Source organism: Micromonospora sp. NPDC051141 (assembly GCF_044455765.1).
GTDB lineage: Bacteria > Actinomycetota > Actinomycetes > Mycobacteriales > Micromonosporaceae > Micromonospora.
Genome location: NZ_JBITFD010000017.1, coordinates 20,065 through 37,104 on the forward strand (window position 1 = coordinate 20,065; position 17,040 = coordinate 37,104).

At 74.7% G+C, this 17,040-nt stretch carries 16 protein-coding genes; 5 read left to right on the top strand and 11 right to left on the bottom strand.

Features of this window, described 5'->3' with window-relative positions; translation table 11 throughout:
- Nucleotides 1–14: 14 nt before the first annotated feature.
- From ACIA6B_RS27220 to ACIA6B_RS27240, 5 genes are read right to left on the bottom strand one after another with little or no spacing between them, the layout of a single operon-like run.
- On the bottom strand, nt 15–1,559 hold the full coding sequence (locus ACIA6B_RS27220; protein ID WP_396777562.1) for a long-chain fatty acid--CoA ligase: 1,545 nt from the start codon (nt 1,557–1,559) through the stop codon (nt 15–17).
- Nucleotides 1,556–2,020: a MaoC family dehydratase gene (locus ACIA6B_RS27225; protein ID WP_396777564.1), complete on the bottom strand. Its 465-nt coding sequence runs from the start codon at nt 2,018–2,020 to the stop codon at nt 1,556–1,558. The genes ACIA6B_RS27220 and ACIA6B_RS27225 overlap by 4 nt, the downstream gene beginning before the upstream one ends.
- Nucleotides 2,017–3,189: an acyl-CoA dehydrogenase family protein gene (locus ACIA6B_RS27230; protein ID WP_396777565.1), complete on the bottom strand. Its 1,173-nt coding sequence runs from the start codon at nt 3,187–3,189 to the stop codon at nt 2,017–2,019. The genes ACIA6B_RS27225 and ACIA6B_RS27230 overlap by 4 nt, the downstream gene beginning before the upstream one ends.
- 32 nt (nt 3,190–3,221) lie before the next feature.
- Nucleotides 3,222–3,980, bottom strand: coding sequence for an SDR family NAD(P)-dependent oxidoreductase (locus tag ACIA6B_RS27235; protein ID WP_396777567.1), 759 nt, complete (start codon nt 3,978–3,980; stop codon nt 3,222–3,224).
- Nucleotides 3,981–3,994: 14 nt separating this feature from the next.
- A complete protein-coding gene (locus ACIA6B_RS27240) occupies nt 3,995–5,143 on the bottom strand; it encodes an acyl-CoA dehydrogenase family protein (RefSeq protein ID WP_396777568.1) in 1,149 nt (382 codons plus the stop codon).
- A gap of 91 nt (nt 5,144–5,234) precedes the next feature.
- Here ACIA6B_RS27240 and ACIA6B_RS27245 point away from each other — a divergent pair, with 91 nt between their 5' ends.
- From ACIA6B_RS27245 to ACIA6B_RS27255, 3 genes are read left to right on the top strand one after another with little or no spacing between them, the layout of a single operon-like run.
- Nucleotides 5,235–5,900 (top strand): TetR/AcrR family transcriptional regulator, encoded by a 666-nt coding sequence (locus ACIA6B_RS27245; RefSeq protein ID WP_396777570.1) that lies wholly within the window; start codon nt 5,235–5,237, stop codon nt 5,898–5,900.
- Nucleotides 5,901–5,945: 45 nt separating this feature from the next.
- The gene (locus ACIA6B_RS27250) at nt 5,946–7,364 is read left to right on the top strand and encodes an aldehyde dehydrogenase family protein (RefSeq protein ID WP_396777572.1); all 1,419 of its coding nucleotides are present in this window, start codon (nt 5,946–5,948) and stop codon (nt 7,362–7,364) included.
- Complete coding sequence (locus ACIA6B_RS27255) at nt 7,361–8,434, top strand: alcohol dehydrogenase catalytic domain-containing protein (RefSeq protein ID WP_396777574.1); 1,074 nt, start codon at nt 7,361–7,363, stop codon at nt 8,432–8,434. The genes ACIA6B_RS27250 and ACIA6B_RS27255 overlap by 4 nt, the downstream gene beginning before the upstream one ends.
- Nucleotides 8,435–8,451: 17 nt before the next feature.
- Here the strand turns inward: ACIA6B_RS27255 and ACIA6B_RS27260 are convergent, their stop codons facing one another.
- Genes ACIA6B_RS27260 through ACIA6B_RS27270 form a run of 3 tightly spaced genes read right to left on the bottom strand, consistent with a single transcriptional unit; the run spans nt 8,452 to nt 12,082 of the window.
- The gene (locus ACIA6B_RS27260) at nt 8,452–11,199 is read right to left on the bottom strand and encodes an AAA family ATPase (RefSeq protein WP_396777576.1); all 2,748 of its coding nucleotides are present in this window, start codon (nt 11,197–11,199) and stop codon (nt 8,452–8,454) included.
- Nucleotides 11,200–11,247: 48 nt separating this feature from the next.
- Nucleotides 11,248–11,856, bottom strand: coding sequence for a TetR/AcrR family transcriptional regulator (locus ACIA6B_RS27265; protein ID WP_396777578.1), 609 nt, complete (start codon nt 11,854–11,856; stop codon nt 11,248–11,250).
- A gap of 46 nt (nt 11,857–11,902) precedes the next feature.
- Nucleotides 11,903–12,082, bottom strand: a complete 180-nt coding sequence (locus ACIA6B_RS27270; protein ID WP_396777581.1) for a hypothetical protein — start codon at nt 12,080–12,082, stop codon at nt 11,903–11,905.
- Nucleotides 12,083–12,096: 14 nt separating this feature from the next.
- On the opposite strand from ACIA6B_RS27270, the gene ACIA6B_RS27275 reads away from it, so the two are divergent.
- Nucleotides 12,097–12,243, top strand: a complete 147-nt coding sequence (locus ACIA6B_RS27275; protein WP_396777582.1) for a hypothetical protein — start codon at nt 12,097–12,099, stop codon at nt 12,241–12,243.
- A 148-nt stretch (nt 12,244–12,391) separates the two neighbouring features.
- Complete coding sequence (locus tag ACIA6B_RS27280) at nt 12,392–13,612, top strand: acetyl-CoA C-acetyltransferase (protein ID WP_396777584.1); 1,221 nt, start codon at nt 12,392–12,394, stop codon at nt 13,610–13,612.
- A 77-nt stretch (nt 13,613–13,689) separates the two neighbouring features.
- On the opposite strand, the gene ACIA6B_RS27285 is transcribed toward ACIA6B_RS27280, so the two are convergent.
- The 3 genes from ACIA6B_RS27285 to ACIA6B_RS27295 form a co-directional block, all read right to left on the bottom strand.
- A complete protein-coding gene (locus ACIA6B_RS27285) occupies nt 13,690–14,979 on the bottom strand; it encodes an ABC transporter substrate-binding protein (protein ID WP_396777586.1) in 1,290 nt (429 codons plus the stop codon).
- Between the two features lie 82 nt (nt 14,980–15,061).
- Complete coding sequence (locus tag ACIA6B_RS27290; RefSeq protein WP_396777588.1) at nt 15,062–16,165, bottom strand: branched-chain amino acid ABC transporter permease; 1,104 nt, start codon at nt 16,163–16,165, stop codon at nt 15,062–15,064.
- On the bottom strand, nt 16,162–17,040 hold the full coding sequence (locus ACIA6B_RS27295) for a branched-chain amino acid ABC transporter permease (protein ID WP_396777589.1): 879 nt from the start codon (nt 17,038–17,040) through the stop codon (nt 16,162–16,164). The genes ACIA6B_RS27290 and ACIA6B_RS27295 overlap by 4 nt, the downstream gene beginning before the upstream one ends.

Genomic DNA, 17,040 nt, shown 5'->3' on the forward strand with positions numbered 1-17,040 from the left:
ACGGTGGGCGGTGGTCAGTCGGGCGGGGCCATCCGGCGACGCAGTTCCCGCTTGAGCACCTTGTGGCTCGGCCCGAGCGGCAGGTCGTCGACGTACCGGACCTGCCGCGGGTACTTGTGCCGGCCCAGATGCTCCCTCGACCAGTCGATCATCTCCTGCTGGTCCGGCAGGCCCGGGCCGGCCGGGTCCGCCACGACCACCGCGCAGACCTCCTCGCCGTGGCGCGGGTCGGGCACGCCGATCACGGCCACCTGGCCGACCGCCGGGTGCCGGGCAAGGACCTCCTCCACCTCGCGCGGGTAGACGTTGAAGCCACCCCGGATGATCATGTCCTTCTTCCGGTCGACGATGGTGATGAACCCGTCGGCGTCCTTGCGGCCCAGGTCGCCGCTGCGGAACCAGCCGTCCACCATTGCCTCCGCGGTCGCCTCGGGCCGCCCCAGGTAACCGGCGAAGACGTTGTGCCCGCGGATGACGATCTCGCCGAGCTCTCCGGTCGGCAGCAGCTCGATCCGCTCGTCCACCTCCGCGCGGGCGATCTCCACCTCCACACCCCAGACCGGGTGCCCGATGGTCCCGGCGCGGGTGCCGAAGTGCGGCTGGTTGGTGGTGGCGGTGGGTGAGGTCTCGGAGAGCCCGTACCCTTCGAAGACCGTCGTCCGGAAGGCGGCGTGGAACCGTTCCAGCACGGCCACCGGCAGCGACGCCCCGCCGGAGACGCAGAGCCGCAGCCGGGGCAGGTCGTCCCGGTCCCGGGCGGCGTCGAGCAGCGCCACGTACATGGTGGGCACGCCGTGGAAGACGTCCACCCCCTCGCGCAGCATCAGGTCGATGGCGGCCGGCCCGGTGAACCGGCTCAGCAGGACCAGCGTCGCGCCGATCCGGAAGGTGCCGTTCATCGCCACCGTCTGGCCGAAGCTGTGGAACAGCGGCAGGCAGCCGAGCACGACGTCCGTGCTGCGCGCGTCGTTGGCGTCGAAGACGTTCACGGTGGCGTTCAGGACCAGGTTGAGGTGGGTGAGCAGGGCGCCCTTGGGCGTCCCGGTGGTGCCGCTGGTGTAGAGCACCACCGCCGGGTCCTCCGCCGACCGGGTGACGTACGACGGCAGCGGTGGCAGCGGGTGGCTCAGTTCCTCCAGGCGGGGCGCGACCGCGCCGGCGACCGCCGGCCCGACGGTCACCAACGGCACGCCGGCCGCCGCCGCGGCGGCGGCGCCCAGGGCGAGCTGGGAGCTGTGGCACACCAGCAGCTTCGTGCCGCTGTCGGTCAGCACGTGCGCCGCCTCGTCCACGGTCAGCAACAGGTGGACCGGGACGAGCACCGCGCCGGCGGCGAGGGCCCCGTAGTAGACGCGGGGGAAGTCCACCACGTTCGGGGCCAGCAGGGCCACCTTGTAGCCGGGGCCGACCCCCAGTTCCCGCAGCCCGGCGGCGTAGCTGCGCGCCTCCAGCCACAGCTCGGCGTACGTCACCCGGGTGTCGCCGTCGACCACGGCGACGGTGTCGGCGTGCCGGCGGGCGGACTCGGCCAGCACCATGGCCAGCGACAGCGCGGTCATCGGGCCACGCCCGGCACCAGGCGGCTGACCGTCTCGGCGACGCAGACCGGCTTGCCGCCGGCGTCGCTCTCCACGGTGACCGCGGTGACCACCTGCACGCCGCCGTCCACCGGTGACACCTCGGCCAGGGTCGCGGTGGCACGGACCGCGCCGCCGACCCGGAGCGGGGCCGGGAAGCGCACCCGGTTGAGGCCGTAGTTGACCCCCATGGCCACCCCCTCGACCCGGTAGAGGCCGCCGGCCAGCGCCGGCAGCAGGGACAACGTGAGGTAGCCGTGCGCGATGGTGCCGCCGAACGGGCCGGCCGCGGCCCGTCGCGGGTCGATGTGGATCCACTGACGGTCGTCGGTGGCGTCGGCGAACCGGTCGACCCGTTGCTGGTCGATCCGGAACCAGGGGCCGGGGCCCAGGGTCTCGCCGGTCGCCTCGGCCAACTCCCCGATGGACGCGAAGACCCTCATGCCAGGTGCCCTCCCAGCTTCGTGTAGCCGCGCAGCAGGTCGCGGGAGATGATCAGTCGCTGCATCTCGTCGGTGCCCTCGAAGATCCGGTACAGCCGGACCTGCCGGTACCAGCGCTCGATCGGCAGCTCGCGGGTGTAGCCCATGCCGCCGTGGATCTGCAGGACGCGGTCGACCACCCGATTGACCATGCCCGCGCCGTAGAGCTTCGCCATCGAGGAGGCGTGCCGCGGGTCCATCCCCTGGTCGACGGTCCAGGCGGCGCGCAGGATGAGCCAGCGGGCCGCCTCCAGCTCGGTCTCCGAGTCGGCGATCATCCACTGGATGGCCTGGTTGGTGCCGATCTTCGCGCCGAAGGTCTCCCGGGTGTTGGCGTAGTCGACGGCCATCGACAACGCCCGCTCGGCGATGCCGACGGCGTGCGACGGGATGGTGTAGCGGCCCTTGCCGATCCACTCCATGCCGAGGCTGAAGCCCTGCCCGGGCTCGCCGAGGATGTTGCGCCCGGGCACCCGGACGTCGTCGAAGACCAGTGCGGCGGGGCCGCCCTCGCCCATCGTCTGGATGAACTCCGAGCGCCAGCCCATCGACCGGTCCACCAGGAACGCGGTGGCCCCGCCGTGGCGGGCGCCCTTCTCCCGGTCGGTCACCGCGATCACGATGGCGAAGTCGGCGTCGTGACCGCCGGTGATGAAGGTCTTCTCGCCGTTGAGGATCCAGTCGTCGCCGTCGCGGCGGGCGCTGAGCTTGATGTTGGCCGCGTCGGAGCCGGCGCCGGGCTCGGTGATCGCGAAGCAGCTGCGCCGCTCCCCCTCGATGGTCGGGACCAGGTACTCGCGCTTCTGCTCGTCGTTGGCGTGGAACAGGATGTTGTCGGCCTCACCGCCGAACCGGAACGGCACGAACGAGCGGCCGAGTTCGGTCCAGATCAGGGACTGGGTGACGGCCGGCAGGTCCATGCCGCCGTACTCCTCCGGGGTGGCCAGCCCCCAGAACCCGAACTTGCGCGCCTTGAGCTGAAGCTCGCGCAGCTCGCCGTGCTCCAGTCCGGGCCGGTGCGCCCGCTCCCGCCGCAGCAGTTCCTGCTCCAGCGGCATGACCTCCCTGGCGATGAAGTCGCGGGCGGTGTCGCGGATCGCCCGCTCGGTGTCGGAAAGCGCGAAGTCCATGTTTCCTCCGGGTGCTGGTCCGCCGGCGCGCCTCAGCGCGCGCCGCCGTTGACGTACAGGGTCTGGCCGCTGACGTACGACGCGTCGTCGCTGGACAGGAAGGCGATCACCGAAGCGATCTCGGTCGGCTGGGCGACCCGGCGCAGCGGGGTGTGCTCGGCGACCATCCGCTGATGCTCCTCCGGGCTGCTGCCGACCCGCTGCGCGGTGGCGGCGGTCATCGCGGTGGCCACGTAGCCCGGGGCGACGGCGTTGACCGTGACGTTGTACGGGCCGAGCTCGATGGCGAGGGTGGCCGTCAGGCCCTGCACCCCGGCCTTGGCCGCCGCATAGTTGACCTGGCCCCGGTTGCCGAGGGCGGAGCGGCTGCTGAGGTTGACGATCCGGCCGTAGCGGGCCGCGACCATGTGCTGTTGGGCTGCCTGGCAGCAGAGGAACATGCTGGTCAGGTTGGTGGTCAGTACCGCCTCCCACTGCGGCAGGGGCATCTTGAACAGCAGGTCGTCGCGGGTGATGCCGGCGTTGTTCACCAGCACGTGCAACCCGCCGTACGTCTGCACCACCCAGTCGGTCATCGCGGCCACCGCCGCGGGGTCGGTCACGTCGCAGCCGATGCCGACGGCCCGGCCGCCGGCCGCGGTGATCTCGTCGGCGACCGCCCGGCCGCGCTCCTCGTCGAGGTCGACCACGGCGACGGCGGCGCCCTCGGCGGCCAGCCGGTGCGCGGTCGCCGCGCCGATGCCCTGCCCGGCGCCGGTGACGACGGCCACCCGGTCGGCGAATCTGGTCACGGTTCTCCCCTTGGCTAGAAGGCGTTGACGCCGGTGAGCGCGCGCCCGATGAGCAGCTGCTGGATCTGGCTGGTGCCCTCGTAGAGGGTGGCGACCCGGGCGTCGCGCAGGTACTTGCCGACCGGGTACTCGTCGATGTAGCCGTACCCGCCGAAGACCTGGACGGCGTTGTTGGCCGCCCGGACCGCGGCCTCGCTGGCGAAGAGCTTGGCCATCGAGGACTCGGTGGCGAACGGCTCGCCCCGGTCGACGAGGTCGGCCACCCGCCACACCAGCAGCCGGGCGGCGGCGGTGTCCACCGCGATGGCGGCGAGCAACTGCTGCACCAGCTGGTGCCCGGCGATCGGCTTGCCGAACTGGGTGCGCTGCCCGGCGTAGCCGACCGCCGCGTCGAGGCAGCCCTGGGCGATGCCGACGCAGCCGGCGGCCACCGACATCCGGCCCTTGGCCAGGGTGGCCAGGGCCAGCCGGAACCCGCCGCCGGCCGGGCCGAGGCGCGCCGAGTCGGGCACCCGGACGGCGTCGAAGCGCAGCTCACCGGTTGCCTGCCCGCGCAGCCCGAGCTTGCCGTGGATCTCTTTCCGGGTGAGCCCGGCGACGGCGGTGGGCACCAGGAACGCGGTGATGCCCCGGTGCCCGGGCCCGCCGGTGCGGGCGAAGAGCAGGACCACATCGGCCACCGTGCCGTTGGTGATGAACGTCTTCGCGCCGGTGATCAGCCAGTCGCCACCGTCGCGGGTCGCCCGGGTGGTCAGCGCAGCCGCGTCCGAGCCGCTGTCCGGTTCGGTCAGGGCGAAGCAGCCGAGCGCGGCGCCGGCGCAGAGCCGGGGCAGCCACTCGGCCCGCTGCGCGGCGGACCCGTGCGCGGCGATGGCCTTGGCGACCAGCCCGAGCGACACCGAGACGATGCCCCGGACGGCGGAGTCGCCCCGGCCGAGCTCCTCCAGCACCAGGCAGTAGGAGAGGTGGTCGCCGCCGGACCCGCCGTTCTCCTCGGGGATGGTCAGCCCGAGGAAGCCCAGCCGGCCGAGCTTGCCCACGATCTCCGGGTCGACCGACTCGCGCCGGTCCCAAGCCGCGGCCTGCGGGACCACCTCCCGGTCGACGAACTCGGCGGCGAGCTGACGAACCGCCGCCTGCTCCGCGGAGAGCTGAAGGTCCATACCGAATAAACTAGCGCTGCAAGTTTAAGTACGTCCAGACCCGGCTGTGGCAGAGTTGCCGCGGACCGACGAGTGAGCGAGGGAGGCGCGGATGCCCCGGCCGAGGCAGGCGCTGCTCAGCCGGCAGCGGATCGTCGACGCCGCCGCCGCGCTGATCGACGCGAACGGGCTGGACGCGTTCTCCACCCGCCGGCTCGCCGCCGAACTCGGTGTGAGCGGGCCCTCGCTCTACAACCACTTCGCCACCAAGGACGAGATTCTCGACGCGGTGGCCGACACCGTCACCGCCCAGGTGGACGTCTCCTTCCTCGGCCGCCTCGACTGGCGCGAGGCGCTACGCCGGTGGGGGCACTCGTACCGGGCGGCACTGGCCGCGCACCCGAACATCGTGCCGTACCTGGCCCGCGGGCCGGGCCGGCGGCCGGCGGCGCTGGCGATGGCCGACGCGGTCTACGGCGGACTCGTCGCCGCCGGCTGGCCGCCCGCACGCGCGACGCACATCGGCGCGCTGATGCGCTACTTCGTGGCGGGCTCCGCGCTCGGATCGTTCGCCCGTGGCTTCGTCGAGGACCCGGGGTTGTACGACGAGCGGTATCCGCACCTGGCCCAGGCGCACCGGCTCGCCGAGCATCAGCAACGGGTGGACGAGGGCGCCTTCGCGCTCGGCCTCGACGCGCTCATCCACGGTCTCTCCCGCACCTACGAGGAGCACATCGGGCCGCTTCCACCCCTCCCCCCGGCCGACCCGGGGCACTAGAGTCAAAACTTGCAGCGCTAGTTTTCGACCACGGTGAGGGGCGCGATGGATCTCGCACGAACCGACATCTATCTCGACGGAGCCTGGGTCGCCCCCTCCTCCGGGCACACCATCCCGGTGCACAACCCGGCGACCGAGGAACTCCTGGCCCGGGTGCCGGCCGGCACGGCCGCCGACGTCGACCGGGCCGTCGCGGCCGCCCGGGCCGCCTTCCCCGGCTGGGCCGCCACCGGCCCGGCGCAGCGGTCCGCCACCCTGGACCGCCTGCACGCGGCGCTGGCCAGCCGGGCCGCGATCGCCGCCGAGACGATCGCGCTGGAGCTGGGCACCCCGCTCAGGGTCGCCACCCGGGTACAGGTCGGCCTGCCGCTGACCGTACTGCGCAGCTACGTCGACCTGGCCGCCCGGCCGCCCGCCGAGGAGACCGTCGGCAACTCGCTCGTGGTCCGCGAACCGGTCGGCGTGGTCGGGGCGATCACCCCGTGGAACTACCCGCTGCACCAGGTGATGGCGAAGGTGGCGCCCGCACTGGCCGCCGGGTGCACGGTGGTGCTCAAGCCCAGCGAGCTGACCCCGCTGACCGCGTACCTGCTCTTCGACGCGATCCACGAGGCCGGCTTCCCGCCGGGGGTGGTCAACCTGGTGCCCGGCACCGGCGTCGAGGTGGGCGAGGCCATCGCCGCCCACCCGGACGTCGACATGGTCTCCTTCACCGGCTCGACCGCCACCGGCCGGCGGATCTCGCACCTGGCCGCCGACCGGATCGCCCGGGTGGCGCTGGAGCTCGGCGGCAAGTCCGCCAACGTGATCCTCGACGACGCCGACCTGGCCACCGCGGTGCGGGTCGGCGTGGGCAACGCCTTCCTCAACTCCGGCCAGACCTGCACCGCCTGGACCCGGATGCTGGTGCACCGGGACCGCTACGACGAGGCGCTGAACCTGGCCGCCAAGGCCGCCGACGGCTACCGGACCGGCGACCCGTTCGCGCCGGACACCCGGCTCGGCCCGCTGGTCTCCGCGGCCCAGCGGGACCGGGTGACCGACCACGTGGCCCGGGCGCTCACCGACGGCGGACGGCTGATCGCCGGCGGCCCGGACGCGGTGCTGCCCGAGCGGGGCTGGTTCGTCGCCCCGACCGTGCTCGCCGACGTCGACCCGGGCAGCGCGCTGGCCCAGGAGGAGGTCTTCGGACCGGTGCTCGCCGTCATCCCGGTCGACGACGAGGAGGCGGCGGTGGCCGTCGCCAACAACTCCCGGTACGGCCTGGCCGGCGCCGTCTGGTCCGCCGACGAGGAGCGGGCGGTGCGGGTGGCCCGGCGGATCCGCACCGGAGCCGTCGACATCAACGGCGCGCCGTTCAACCCGCTCGCCCCGTTCGGCGGCTACAAGCAGTCCGGCCTCGGCCGGGAACTCGGTCGCTACGGGCTCGACGAGTTCCTCCAGACCAAGGCGATCCAGCGGTGAGGGCGCTGCTCGCCCGCGGCGTGGACCAGCCGCTGACGGTGGAGGAGGTGGAGCTGCCGGCGCCCGGGCCGGGCGAGGTACGGGTGCGGGTACGGGCCGCCGGGGTCTGCCACTCGGACCTGTCCATGGTCAACGGCACGGTCGCGCCGCCGTACCCGCTGGTGCTCGGACACGAGGCGGCGGGCGAGGTGGTCGAGGTCGGCCCCGGCGTCGACCGGGTCCGGCCCGGCGCGCACGTGGTGCTGAACTGGGCGCCGCCCTGCCGGAGGTGCTGGTACTGCGGTCGCGGCGAGCCGTGGTTCTGCGAGCGGACGGGCTCCCCCGCGACCGCCCGGGGCCGGACCTCGGCCGGCGCGCCGCTGCACGTCGCCCTCGGCCTCGGCGCGCTGGCCGAGGAGGTGGTGGTGCCGCAGGAGGCGGTGATCGACGTTCCGGCGCGGCTACCGTTCGCCACCGCGGCCCTGCTGGGCTGCGCGGTGCTCACCGGGGTCGGCGCGGTGCGCCGGACCGCCCGGGTGGCGCCCGGCGAGTCGGTAGCGGTGATCGGGCTCGGCGGGGTGGGCCTGTCGGTGGTCTCCGCCGCCCGGGCCGCCGGCGCCGACCCGGTCCTCGCCGTCGACGTGTCGCCCGCCAAGGCCGAACTGGCCGCCGCCGCCGGGGCCACCGACTTTCTCGTCGCCGACGACGCGCTGAGCCGGGCGGTCCGGGAGCGCACCCACGGGCGTGGCGTCGACCACGCCCTGGAGTGTGTCGGCCGCGGCGTGACCATCCGCGCCGCCTGGCGGGCCGCCCGGCGCGGCGGCCGGGTCACCGTGGTGGGGATGGGCGCGCGGGACGACGTGGTCAGCCTGAGCGCGCTGGACATCTTCCACTCCGGACGGACACTGCGTTCCTCGGTGTACGGCTCGTCCGACCCGGACCGGGACGTGCCCGAGCTGGCCCGTGCCGTGCTCGACGGCACCCTGGACCCGGCCGCCCTGATCACCCACCGGACCGACCTGGACGGCGCCGCGGCGGCGTTCGACCGGATGGCCCGCGGCGAGGGCGCCCGTACCGTCGTGCTGCCCTGACCGCCGCCGCGCCGGGTTCAGTGCAGCGCACGGGCGAGCTCGGTGCGGGACCGGATGCCGAGCCGGTGGAAGATGTTGCGCAGGTGGTGGTCGACGGTCCGGGTGGAGAGGAACATCCGGGTGGCGATCTCGCGGTTGGTGGCTCCCTCGGCGACCAGCTGCGCGATCCGTAGCTGCTGCCCGGTGAGCAGCCGGGCGGCCGGCAGCTCCGGTGTGCCGACCGACTCGCCGGCCGCCCGCAGCTCGGTGGTGGCCTGCTCGGCCCAGACGGTCAGCCCGAGCAGGCCGAAGGTTTCCCGGGCGGCGTGCAGGTGCTCCCGGGCGTCCCGCGGGCGGCGGCTGCGGCGCAGTTCCCGGCCGAGCAGCAGCTCGGTGCGGGCCCGTTCGAACGCCCCCGCGTCCGCCGGGTGCAGGCGCAGCGCGGTGCGGAAGCCGCGTTCGGCGTCGGCGCTGCCGCGTACGGCCAGCAGCGCGTGGCAGCGCGCGGAGAGCGCCCGCCGGGACGGGCTGGCGGTGCTGCTGGCCCACCTGTCGAAGACGGCGAGCGCGGCGGTGGCGGCCGGTCGCCGGCCCGCGCCGACGGCGGCCTCGACCAGGTACGGGGTGGCCATCACCTGGATCAGCACCTGCCCTCGGCCGGTGCCGGGGCGGGCCAGCGCGGCCAGTCGGGCGGCGGCTGCCTCGTGCCGCCCGTCGACCAGGTCCAGCACCGCGAGCGCCCACTGGGCGAGCGCGCGCGGGCGGCTGTGCGGGGCGGGCGCCTCGCCGATCTCGCGGATCCGGCACAGACTGGCCTCCCGGTCGGCCCGTACCGCCGCCAGCACCGCCAGCATGCCCAGGTGGACCCCGGCGGAGGTGACCTGGCCGGTGTCCCGGGCGACCCGCAGCCCTTCCCGGGAGGTGTCCGCCGCCGCCTCGTGCCGGCCCAGCCAGTACTCCGCGATCGCGCGCAGCTCCAGCGCCCGGGGCAGCGCGGACACCTCGCCGCGGGCACGCGCCAGCTCGACGGCCCGCTCGGCGAGTCGGTGGGCGGCGCTGTCGACCGCGACCAGCAGGCCCGCGACCGCCGCGCCGGTCAGCGCGGCGGGGGTGAGCGCCGGCCCGGTCAGCCGGTTGCCGAGCACGACCGCCCGGCGCAGGGCCGGGCCGCCCCGCTCGTGGTCACCGCGCAGCGTCGCCGCCACCCCGGCGGCCAGCGAGGTCAGCAACTCCGCGGCGGGCGGGTCCTCGGGCCGGCGCAGGGCCGCCACCCGGCGCGCCACCTCGGCGTAGCGGAACTGGTCGCCGGTGTGGCAGGCCGCCTCACCGGCCCGGACAAGCGCGCCGAGGGCGGCGACGCGGTCGACCCCGGACACCGCCCGGGCGGCGGCGAGCAGGGTGGTCGAGGCCGTCGACGGCGAGCCGCAGCGCAGTTCCAGCTCGCCGCGGAGCAGCTCGGCCCGGCCGGCCGCGACGGGGTCGACCGGGCCGGCCGCGGCGGCCTCGGCGAGCAGCCGCCCGGCACGCCGCGGCTGCCCCGCCGCCCAGGCGCGACCGGCGGCGGCGACCAGCCGGGCGCTGGCCTGCCGCGGCTCACTGCTGAGTTCGGCGGCCCGGTGCAGGGCGGCCACCCCGTCGTCCCCGCCGGCCTCACCGGCCACCGCCTCCAGTTCCGCCGCCAGCACCGGGTCCGGGCCCTCCGCCGCGGCGGCGCGGTGCAGCGTCCGGCGCAGGTGTTGTCCGGGGCCGTCGAGCACGCCGGCGAGCAGCAGGTGGGCGGCGCGCCGCTCGGCCAACGGCGCGTCCGCCGCGACGACGGCCCGGGCCAGCGGTTGCGCCAGGGCCACCCGTTCCGGGCCGACCCGGACCAGCCCGGCGGCCTCGGCCGGGGCGAGCGCCTCGATCGCCGTGCCGTCGGCGCGGGCGGCCCGGACCAGGGTGGCCGGATCGCCGTGCTCGTCGAGCGCGGCGAGCAGCAGCACGCGCCGGGTGGCGGCGGGCAGCCCGGCCAGCCGGCCCCGGTACCCGCGGCCCAGCGCGCCGTCGAGCGGCGGCCCGTCGGGCAGCGGCTCCTCACCGCGGCACTGGCCCGGGGTGAGCACCTCGGCGAGGTCGGCCAGGGCCTGCGGGTTGCCGCCGGCGACCGCGGTCAGCTCCCGGGCCACCCGGGGGGCCAGCCCGGGCAGCCGGTCGGTGAGCAGCGCGGCGGCGGCCCGGTCGTCGAGGGGTCGCAGCCGGTGCCGGGGCACGCCGGCGGCGACCGCGTCGGTGCCGGCGGTGAGCAGCATGGCGACCGGCAGGTGACGCAGCCGGCGGGCCACGAAGCCGAGCACCGCCGCGGTCGGCGGGTCGCCGCGATCGACGTCGTCGACCGTGCAGAGCAGCGGGCGCTCCCGGGCGGCGGCGGCGAGCAGTCCCCGCACGGCCATCGACAGGGCGAGCCGGTGGTCGGCCGGGCAGCCCGCGCCGGCCAGCGTCCGCCGCAGCACCCCGCGCTGCGGCTCGGGCAGGGCGTCGGCCCGGTCGAGCAGCGGGTCGAGCAGGCGTTGCAGGCCCGCGTACGGCAGCGCGGCCTCGTCCGCCAGGCCGGCGCCGGCCAGCCGCTGACAGCGGGTGGCGTACCGGTGGGCGTAGCCGACGAGGACGCTGCGTCCGGCGCCCGGTTCGCCCCACACCAGCAGCGCTCCTCCGGCGTCCGGCAGGCCGTCGACCAGCCGCCGGATGGACGCACACTCGGTGTCCCGACCCGGCAGCCCAGTTATTTGCACTGATGATGCAGCAACCATGCATCGAGTGTTACCTATCGGAAACCGGATGGAAAGAGTTCCGGCCGGTCAGCGGGGAGCGCCGGCCAGCAGGGCGCCCACCGTCCGGGCCATCACCGCCCGCGCCTGGTCCACGCCCAGCCCCAGCCCGTCGCGCAGCATCGACCAGGCCGGCCACATGCTCGCCGCGACCACCGCGTGCAGCACCTGCTCCCGACCGGACCCGGCCTGTGCCAGCTCGGCCGCGAAGAGCTGCTCGACCTCCTCGCGGACCCGCGAGATGTGCACCAGCCGGTTGCGGTGCAGCTGGTCGGAGACCGGCTCGCGCATCTGCGCCGCCCGCGCGGAGGGCGCGATGAGCTGCAACAACCGCGCCCGCTGCCGGCAGTACGCGTCGACCCGCTTGGCCAACGGCAGCGTCTGCGCGATCGGCCGGTACGCGGCGTCCTGCTGGCGGAGCACCTCCGCCCCGCTGGCCTCGAAGAGCGTCTCCATGTCCTTGAAGTTCGTCCAGAGCGTACGCAGCGAGACGCCGGCCCGCTCCGCGATGCGCTCGCCGGTCGGCCGCAGGTCCCCCTCGGAGATGAGCGCGAGGTGCGCCTCGACGATCGCCGCGCGGGTCCGCGCGGCCCGGGCCGTCCGCCCGTCCACCCGGCCGGGCGCCTGCACCCCACCCATCCGCGCTGCCCTCCTCGACGCTGTCACGCCTCACTGCCCGCCGAGTCTAGACGCGCGCCGCCGACGCGTCGGCGCGGCGTCGGCGCAGCTCGCGACGGGCCGGCGACGGCCGGTGCGCCTCGTCCGGGCCGTCGGCCGGACGCAGCGCGCGGGCCCGCACCCGGACCCGGGCCAGCGGGCCGTCCTGGCTGGGGCCCACCGCCCCGTGCGCCTGGTTGGTCCGCACTCGACCGGTTGGCGATGGTGGTGGCGTCGGACGAGGCGACCGCCGGCCCGGTCATCGCGAAGGGCGAGCGGATCCGGCCGTCCCGCGGCGGGACCAGCCGGCGCTCCCGCCGCCAGGCCGATCCCGCGGTTGGCGTCGGCGACGAGGACGACCCGACCTGAACCTGCATTCACGATGCAAACAGTATGAGGCCGCGTGATGGGCGTCAACGACGGATCTCGCGCAACATCTCACATTGCGTTGACACGGGCTCGGCAATAACCGCATCGTCAGTGCAAATAGAATGTGAAGTCCGGAAAGGACACCGTCATGCCGGAAGCCGTCATCGTCGCCGCCGCCCGATCCCCGATCGGCCGCGCGAACAAGGGTTCCCTGCGCGATCTGCGCGCGGACGACCTGGCCGCCACCATCGTCCGGGCCGCTCTCGACCAGGTGCCGCAGCTCGACCCCCGGGAACTCGACGACCTGATGCTCGGCTGCGGCCAGCCCGCCGGCGAGCAGGGCCACAACCTCGCCCGGGTGGTGGCGGTCCTGCTCGGACTGGACCACCTGCCCGGCACCACCGTGAACCGGTACTGCTCGTCGTCTCTGCAGACCACCCGGATGGCGCTGCACGCCATCCGGGCCGGCGAGGGCCACGCCTTCGTCTCCGCCGGGGTGGAGTGCGTCTCCCGGTACGACCGGGGCCGCAGCGAAGGGCACCCGGGCAGCGCCAACCCGCGGTTCGCCGAGGCGGTGACCCGGACCGCCGACCGGGCCGCCGGTGGGGCGCCCCGCTGGCACGACCCCCGCGACGACGGCCAACTGCCGGACGTCTACGTCGCCATGGGACAGACCGCGGAGAACGTGGCCCGGCTGCGCGGGGTCTCCCGCGACAGTCAGGACGAGTTCGCCGTACGGTCGCAGCACCTCGCCGAGAAGGCCATCGCCGACGGCTTCTGGGCCCGGGAGATCACCCCGGTCACCGTGCCCGGCGGCGGGGTGGTCACCGCCGACGACGGGCCACGTCCCGGGGTGACCCTGGCGGCGGTGCGCGCGCTGGCACCGGTGTTCCGGCCGGACGGCACGGTGACCGCGGGAAACTGCTGCCCGCTCAACGACGGGGCCGCCGCGCTGGTGGTGATGTCCGACGTGCGGGCCCGGGAACTCGGGGTCACCCCGCTGGCCCGGATCGTGGCCACCGGGCTGAGCGCGCTCTCCCCCGAGGTGATGGGGCTCGGCCCGGTCGAGGCGTCCCGGCAGGCGCTGCGCCGCGCCGGGATGTCCGTCGCCGACGTCGACCTGGTCGAGATCAACGAGGCGTTCGCCGCGCAGGTGGTGCCCAGCGCGCACGAGCTGGGCGTCGACTGGGACCGGCTCAACGTCAACGGCGGCGCGATCGCGGTCGGGCACCCGTTCGGGATGACCGGCGCCCGGATCACCACGACGTTGCTCAACGCGCTGCGCTGGCACGACCGGCAGGTCGGGCTGGCGAGCATGTGCGTCGGCGGCGGGCAGGGGATGGCGATGATCGTCGAGCGGTTGAGCTGACCGGCCCGCCGGGCCGGCGCGGCCACGGTGCCGGGCGGACGGGGCCGTGGGTGACCCCGCCCGCCCGGCACGGTCGCTCAGGACGCGGTCGGGATCCCGTTGGCCGGCGGGGTCACCGGCTGGGCGGTGTACTCACGCACCGGCCCGTCGCGCTCGTCCGTCTCGTACGTCGGCCCGAAGTACGCCTGCACGCCCCCGCTGACCCGGGTCAGCCGCTCCCCGCCATAGCCGGAGTGGTCGCTGTCGGAGTAGCGCAGCGGCGCGAGCCCCGGCCCCTGGAAGCCGCCCCTGGCGACCGCCTTGAGCAGGGACTCCCGGGTCAGGTCCTGACCAGCGGCCTGGAGCACCTGCACGAAGAGGTAGCCGACCGCCATCCCGTAGACGGTGTTGCCGTCGAACGGCGCGTCCCCGTTGTGCTCCTTGTTCACCTTGGTGAAGAGCTGGATCCACGGGTTGGCCGCGTCGTTCTGCATCGGCAGGTAGTTGGCGCCGACCATGCCCTCCAGCAGGCCGGCCGCCGCGCCGAGCTGCTTGGCCAGCGTGGGGTGGTCGGCGCCGACGTTGGAGACCAGCCACTGCGGCTTGAAGCCGAGCCGGGCGGCGGTGCCGATCGACAGCGCGGTGAAGCCGGGCACGGTGGCCAGGACGACCACCTGGCAGTTGGCGGCCTTGAACGCGCCGATCTGCGGCGCCACGTTCGTGTTGCTGGTGACGTACGTCTGCTTGACCGCCACCGCGCCCGCGCCGAGCACCTGTTCCACCCCGGCCAGGCTGTCCCGGCCGAAGTCGTCGTCCTGGCCGAGGAAGCAGACCTTCTGGCCGGGCAGCGCGGTCTTCACGTGGTTGGCCAGGATCTTGCCCTCCACCGTGTAGTCGGGGTTGAAGCCGAACGAGCCCGGATACTTGGCCGGCTGGTCCCAGCTGCGGCTGCCGGAGGCGATGAAGAGGTCCGGGACGCGGTTGCTCTTGAGAAAGTCGAGCACGCCGGTGTGGGTCGGCGTGCCGAGCCCGTTGAGCACGGCGAAGACCTTGTCCTGCAACACCAGTTGGCGGACCACCTGCTGGGTGTTCGCCGGGTTGTAGCCGTCGTCCATGATCTTGTAGGTGATCTTCCGGCCGTGCACCCCGCCGTTGGCGTTGACGTAGTCGAAGTACGCCTTGGTGGCCGGGGCGATCTTCGAGTAACCGGCCGAGGCCGGTCCGGTCAGCGGCATGTGGGTGCCGACCACGATCTCGGTGTCGGTGACGCCGGGCACCGTCCCCCGCCCGGCGCCGCCCGGGCCCTCGTCGCCACCGCAACCCGCGGCGGCGACGAGCAGGGCGATGGTGCTGACGACCGCGAGACCACGTCGTGTCGTACGGTGCATGTGGAACACCGACCTTTCTTCGGTCCGGTTCTCCTGAATCGGGTGGTGGGTTGGGTGCCGGCGGCCACGCCGCCGGGGCTTGCTAGGAGCGCCGCCCCGGCCACCGGGCCAGTAGCTCCCGGCCGAGCCGGGACAGCAGTCCCTGCACGCCGCCGGGCGCGGCGATCATGACGACGACCAGGGTGATCCCGAAGATCGCCAACGGCAGGTTGCCCTCCAGCCGCTGCGCCACCGCGGGTGAGACGGTGAGCAGGTCGGTCACGGAGTGCGTCAGGTCGGGCAGTGCGACCAGCAGGACGGCTCCCCAGAGCGCCCCGGCGAGGCGGCCGAGACCGCCGATCACCACGGCCATGAGCAGGAAGAGCGACAGGGTCAGCGAGAACCCCCCGGGCGAGACGCTCTGCGCGAGCACCGCGAGCAGCGCGCCGCCGAGCCCGGCGCCGGCCGCGCTGACCACGAAGGCGAGCACCTGGGTACGGGCCACGTGGATGCCGGCGAGGCGGGCCGCCACCTCGTCGTCCCGGACCGCCCGGAAGGTGCGGCCGTACCGGCTGCGGACCAGGTTGGCCAGCAGCACCAGGGCGACCAGGGTGGCCGCCGTGGCGATCCAGAGCTGCCACCGCTCGTAGGGGAAGTAGGCGCCGAGCGCCAGCGGCGGCGGCTCGACCGGCACGGAGAGCCCCTGGTCGCCGTTGAAGACGTCGTCGAAGGTGACCGTGAGGGCGGGCACCACGACCGCGACGGCCAGCGTCACGCCGGCGAGGTACGGACCGCGCAGGCGGGCGGCGACCGCCCCGACCACGGCGCCGACACCCACCGTGACCAGGACCGCCGCGACCAGCGACAGCGGGAGCAGCCAGCCGTCGGTCATCCCGTGGTCGGCGAACGCGCCCTGGCAGAGCGCCACCGTGTAGGCGCCGACCGCCATCAGTGCGCCGTGCCCGAGCGAGAGCTGACCGTTGAGTCCGGTCAGGACGGTCAGTCCGGCGGTCGCGCAGAGGTAGGCGGCCACCGTGGCGAGCTGGAAGTTGCGGAACGGCGCCAGGCCGTAGCTCGCCGCCAGCACCAGCAGTGCCGCGACGGCCGCCACCGCCAGGTGCCGCAGCAGCGTGGACCCGCGGCGGCCGTCGGCGCGCGTGCCGGTGACCGCCCGCTGCGGCGGCGCCGCCGCCCGGGTGGCGCTCACACCCGCCTCGCGGTGGCCGAGGCGAACAGCCCGCCGGGGCGGACCAGCAGCACGGCCAGCAGCAGGACCAGCACCGCGAGCGGGGTGAGGTCGCTGCCGGCGTATCCGCTGACGTAGGAGAGCAGCAGGCCCACCAGCAGTCCGCCGACCACCGCCCCCGGCGGACTGTCCAGTCCGCCGACCACCGCCGCGGTGAACGCCGAGACGAAGACCAGGTCCATGGCGTTCGGGTGCAGACCCAGTTCGGTGGGGATCACCAGCATGGCGGCCAGGGCCCCCACCCCCGAGGCGAGGGCCCAGCCGAGGGCGAGCATGCCGCCCACGTTGACCCCCAGCAGGCGGGAGACCTCCGGGGCGAAGGCCGCCGCGCGCATCCGCAGACCGACCGGGGTACGCGCGAAGATCCAGGCGAGCGCGACCATGGTCACCCCCACCGTGGCGAAGACGAACAGGTCGTACGGCGAGCCGACGGCGAACCCGCCGACGGTGAGCGCGGCGCGGCTGAACGGCGTCCCGACGGGGCGGAACTCGTTGCCGTAGAGCATGCCGAGGACGGCCTGGATCACCAGGACCAGCCCGAGCGCGACGATCACCGGGTTGAGTGGTGAGGCGTGGTCGACGAAGCGCATCACCGCCCGGTCCACGACCGCGCCGAGCAGCAGACCGGCGGCGAGCGCGGCCAGGAAGCCCAGCCAGTAGGAGCCGGTCGCCACGGACACGCTGTAGGCGACGTACGCGGCTGCGACGGCCATCGCGCCCTGGGCGAAGTTGACGATCCGCGCGGCCCGCCAGATGAGCACCAGTGCCAGCGCGAACGCCGCGTAGACGGCGCCCCGGGAGAAGCCGTCGAAGGTGAGGAAGACGAAGCGCTCCAC

Excerpts from the sequence above, each read along its gene's own strand:
- ACIA6B_RS27220 (WP_396777562.1), bottom strand. The coding sequence starts at position 1,559 with ATGACCGCGCTGTCGCTGGCCATGGTGCTGGCCGAGTCCGCCCGCCGG.
- ACIA6B_RS27225 (WP_396777564.1), bottom strand. The coding sequence starts at position 2,020 with ATGAGGGTCTTCGCGTCCATCGGGGAGTTGGCCGAGGCGACCGGCGAG.
- ACIA6B_RS27230 (WP_396777565.1), bottom strand. The coding sequence starts at position 3,189 with ATGGACTTCGCGCTTTCCGACACCGAGCGGGCGATCCGCGACACCGCC.
- ACIA6B_RS27240 (WP_396777568.1), bottom strand. The coding sequence starts at position 5,143 with ATGGACCTTCAGCTCTCCGCGGAGCAGGCGGCGGTTCGTCAGCTCGCC.
- ACIA6B_RS27245 (WP_396777570.1), top strand. The coding sequence starts at position 5,235 with ATGCCCCGGCCGAGGCAGGCGCTGCTCAGCCGGCAGCGGATCGTCGAC.
- ACIA6B_RS27250 (WP_396777572.1), top strand. The coding sequence starts at position 5,946 with ATGGATCTCGCACGAACCGACATCTATCTCGACGGAGCCTGGGTCGCC.
- ACIA6B_RS27260 (WP_396777576.1), bottom strand. The coding sequence starts at position 11,199 with ATGGTTGCTGCATCATCAGTGCAAATAACTGGGCTGCCGGGTCGGGAC.
- ACIA6B_RS27265 (WP_396777578.1), bottom strand. The coding sequence starts at position 11,856 with ATGGGTGGGGTGCAGGCGCCCGGCCGGGTGGACGGGCGGACGGCCCGG.
- ACIA6B_RS27275 (WP_396777582.1), top strand. The coding sequence starts at position 12,097 with ATGGTGGTGGCGTCGGACGAGGCGACCGCCGGCCCGGTCATCGCGAAG.
- ACIA6B_RS27280 (WP_396777584.1), top strand. The coding sequence starts at position 12,392 with ATGCCGGAAGCCGTCATCGTCGCCGCCGCCCGATCCCCGATCGGCCGC.
- ACIA6B_RS27285 (WP_396777586.1), bottom strand. The coding sequence starts at position 14,979 with ATGCACCGTACGACACGACGTGGTCTCGCGGTCGTCAGCACCATCGCC.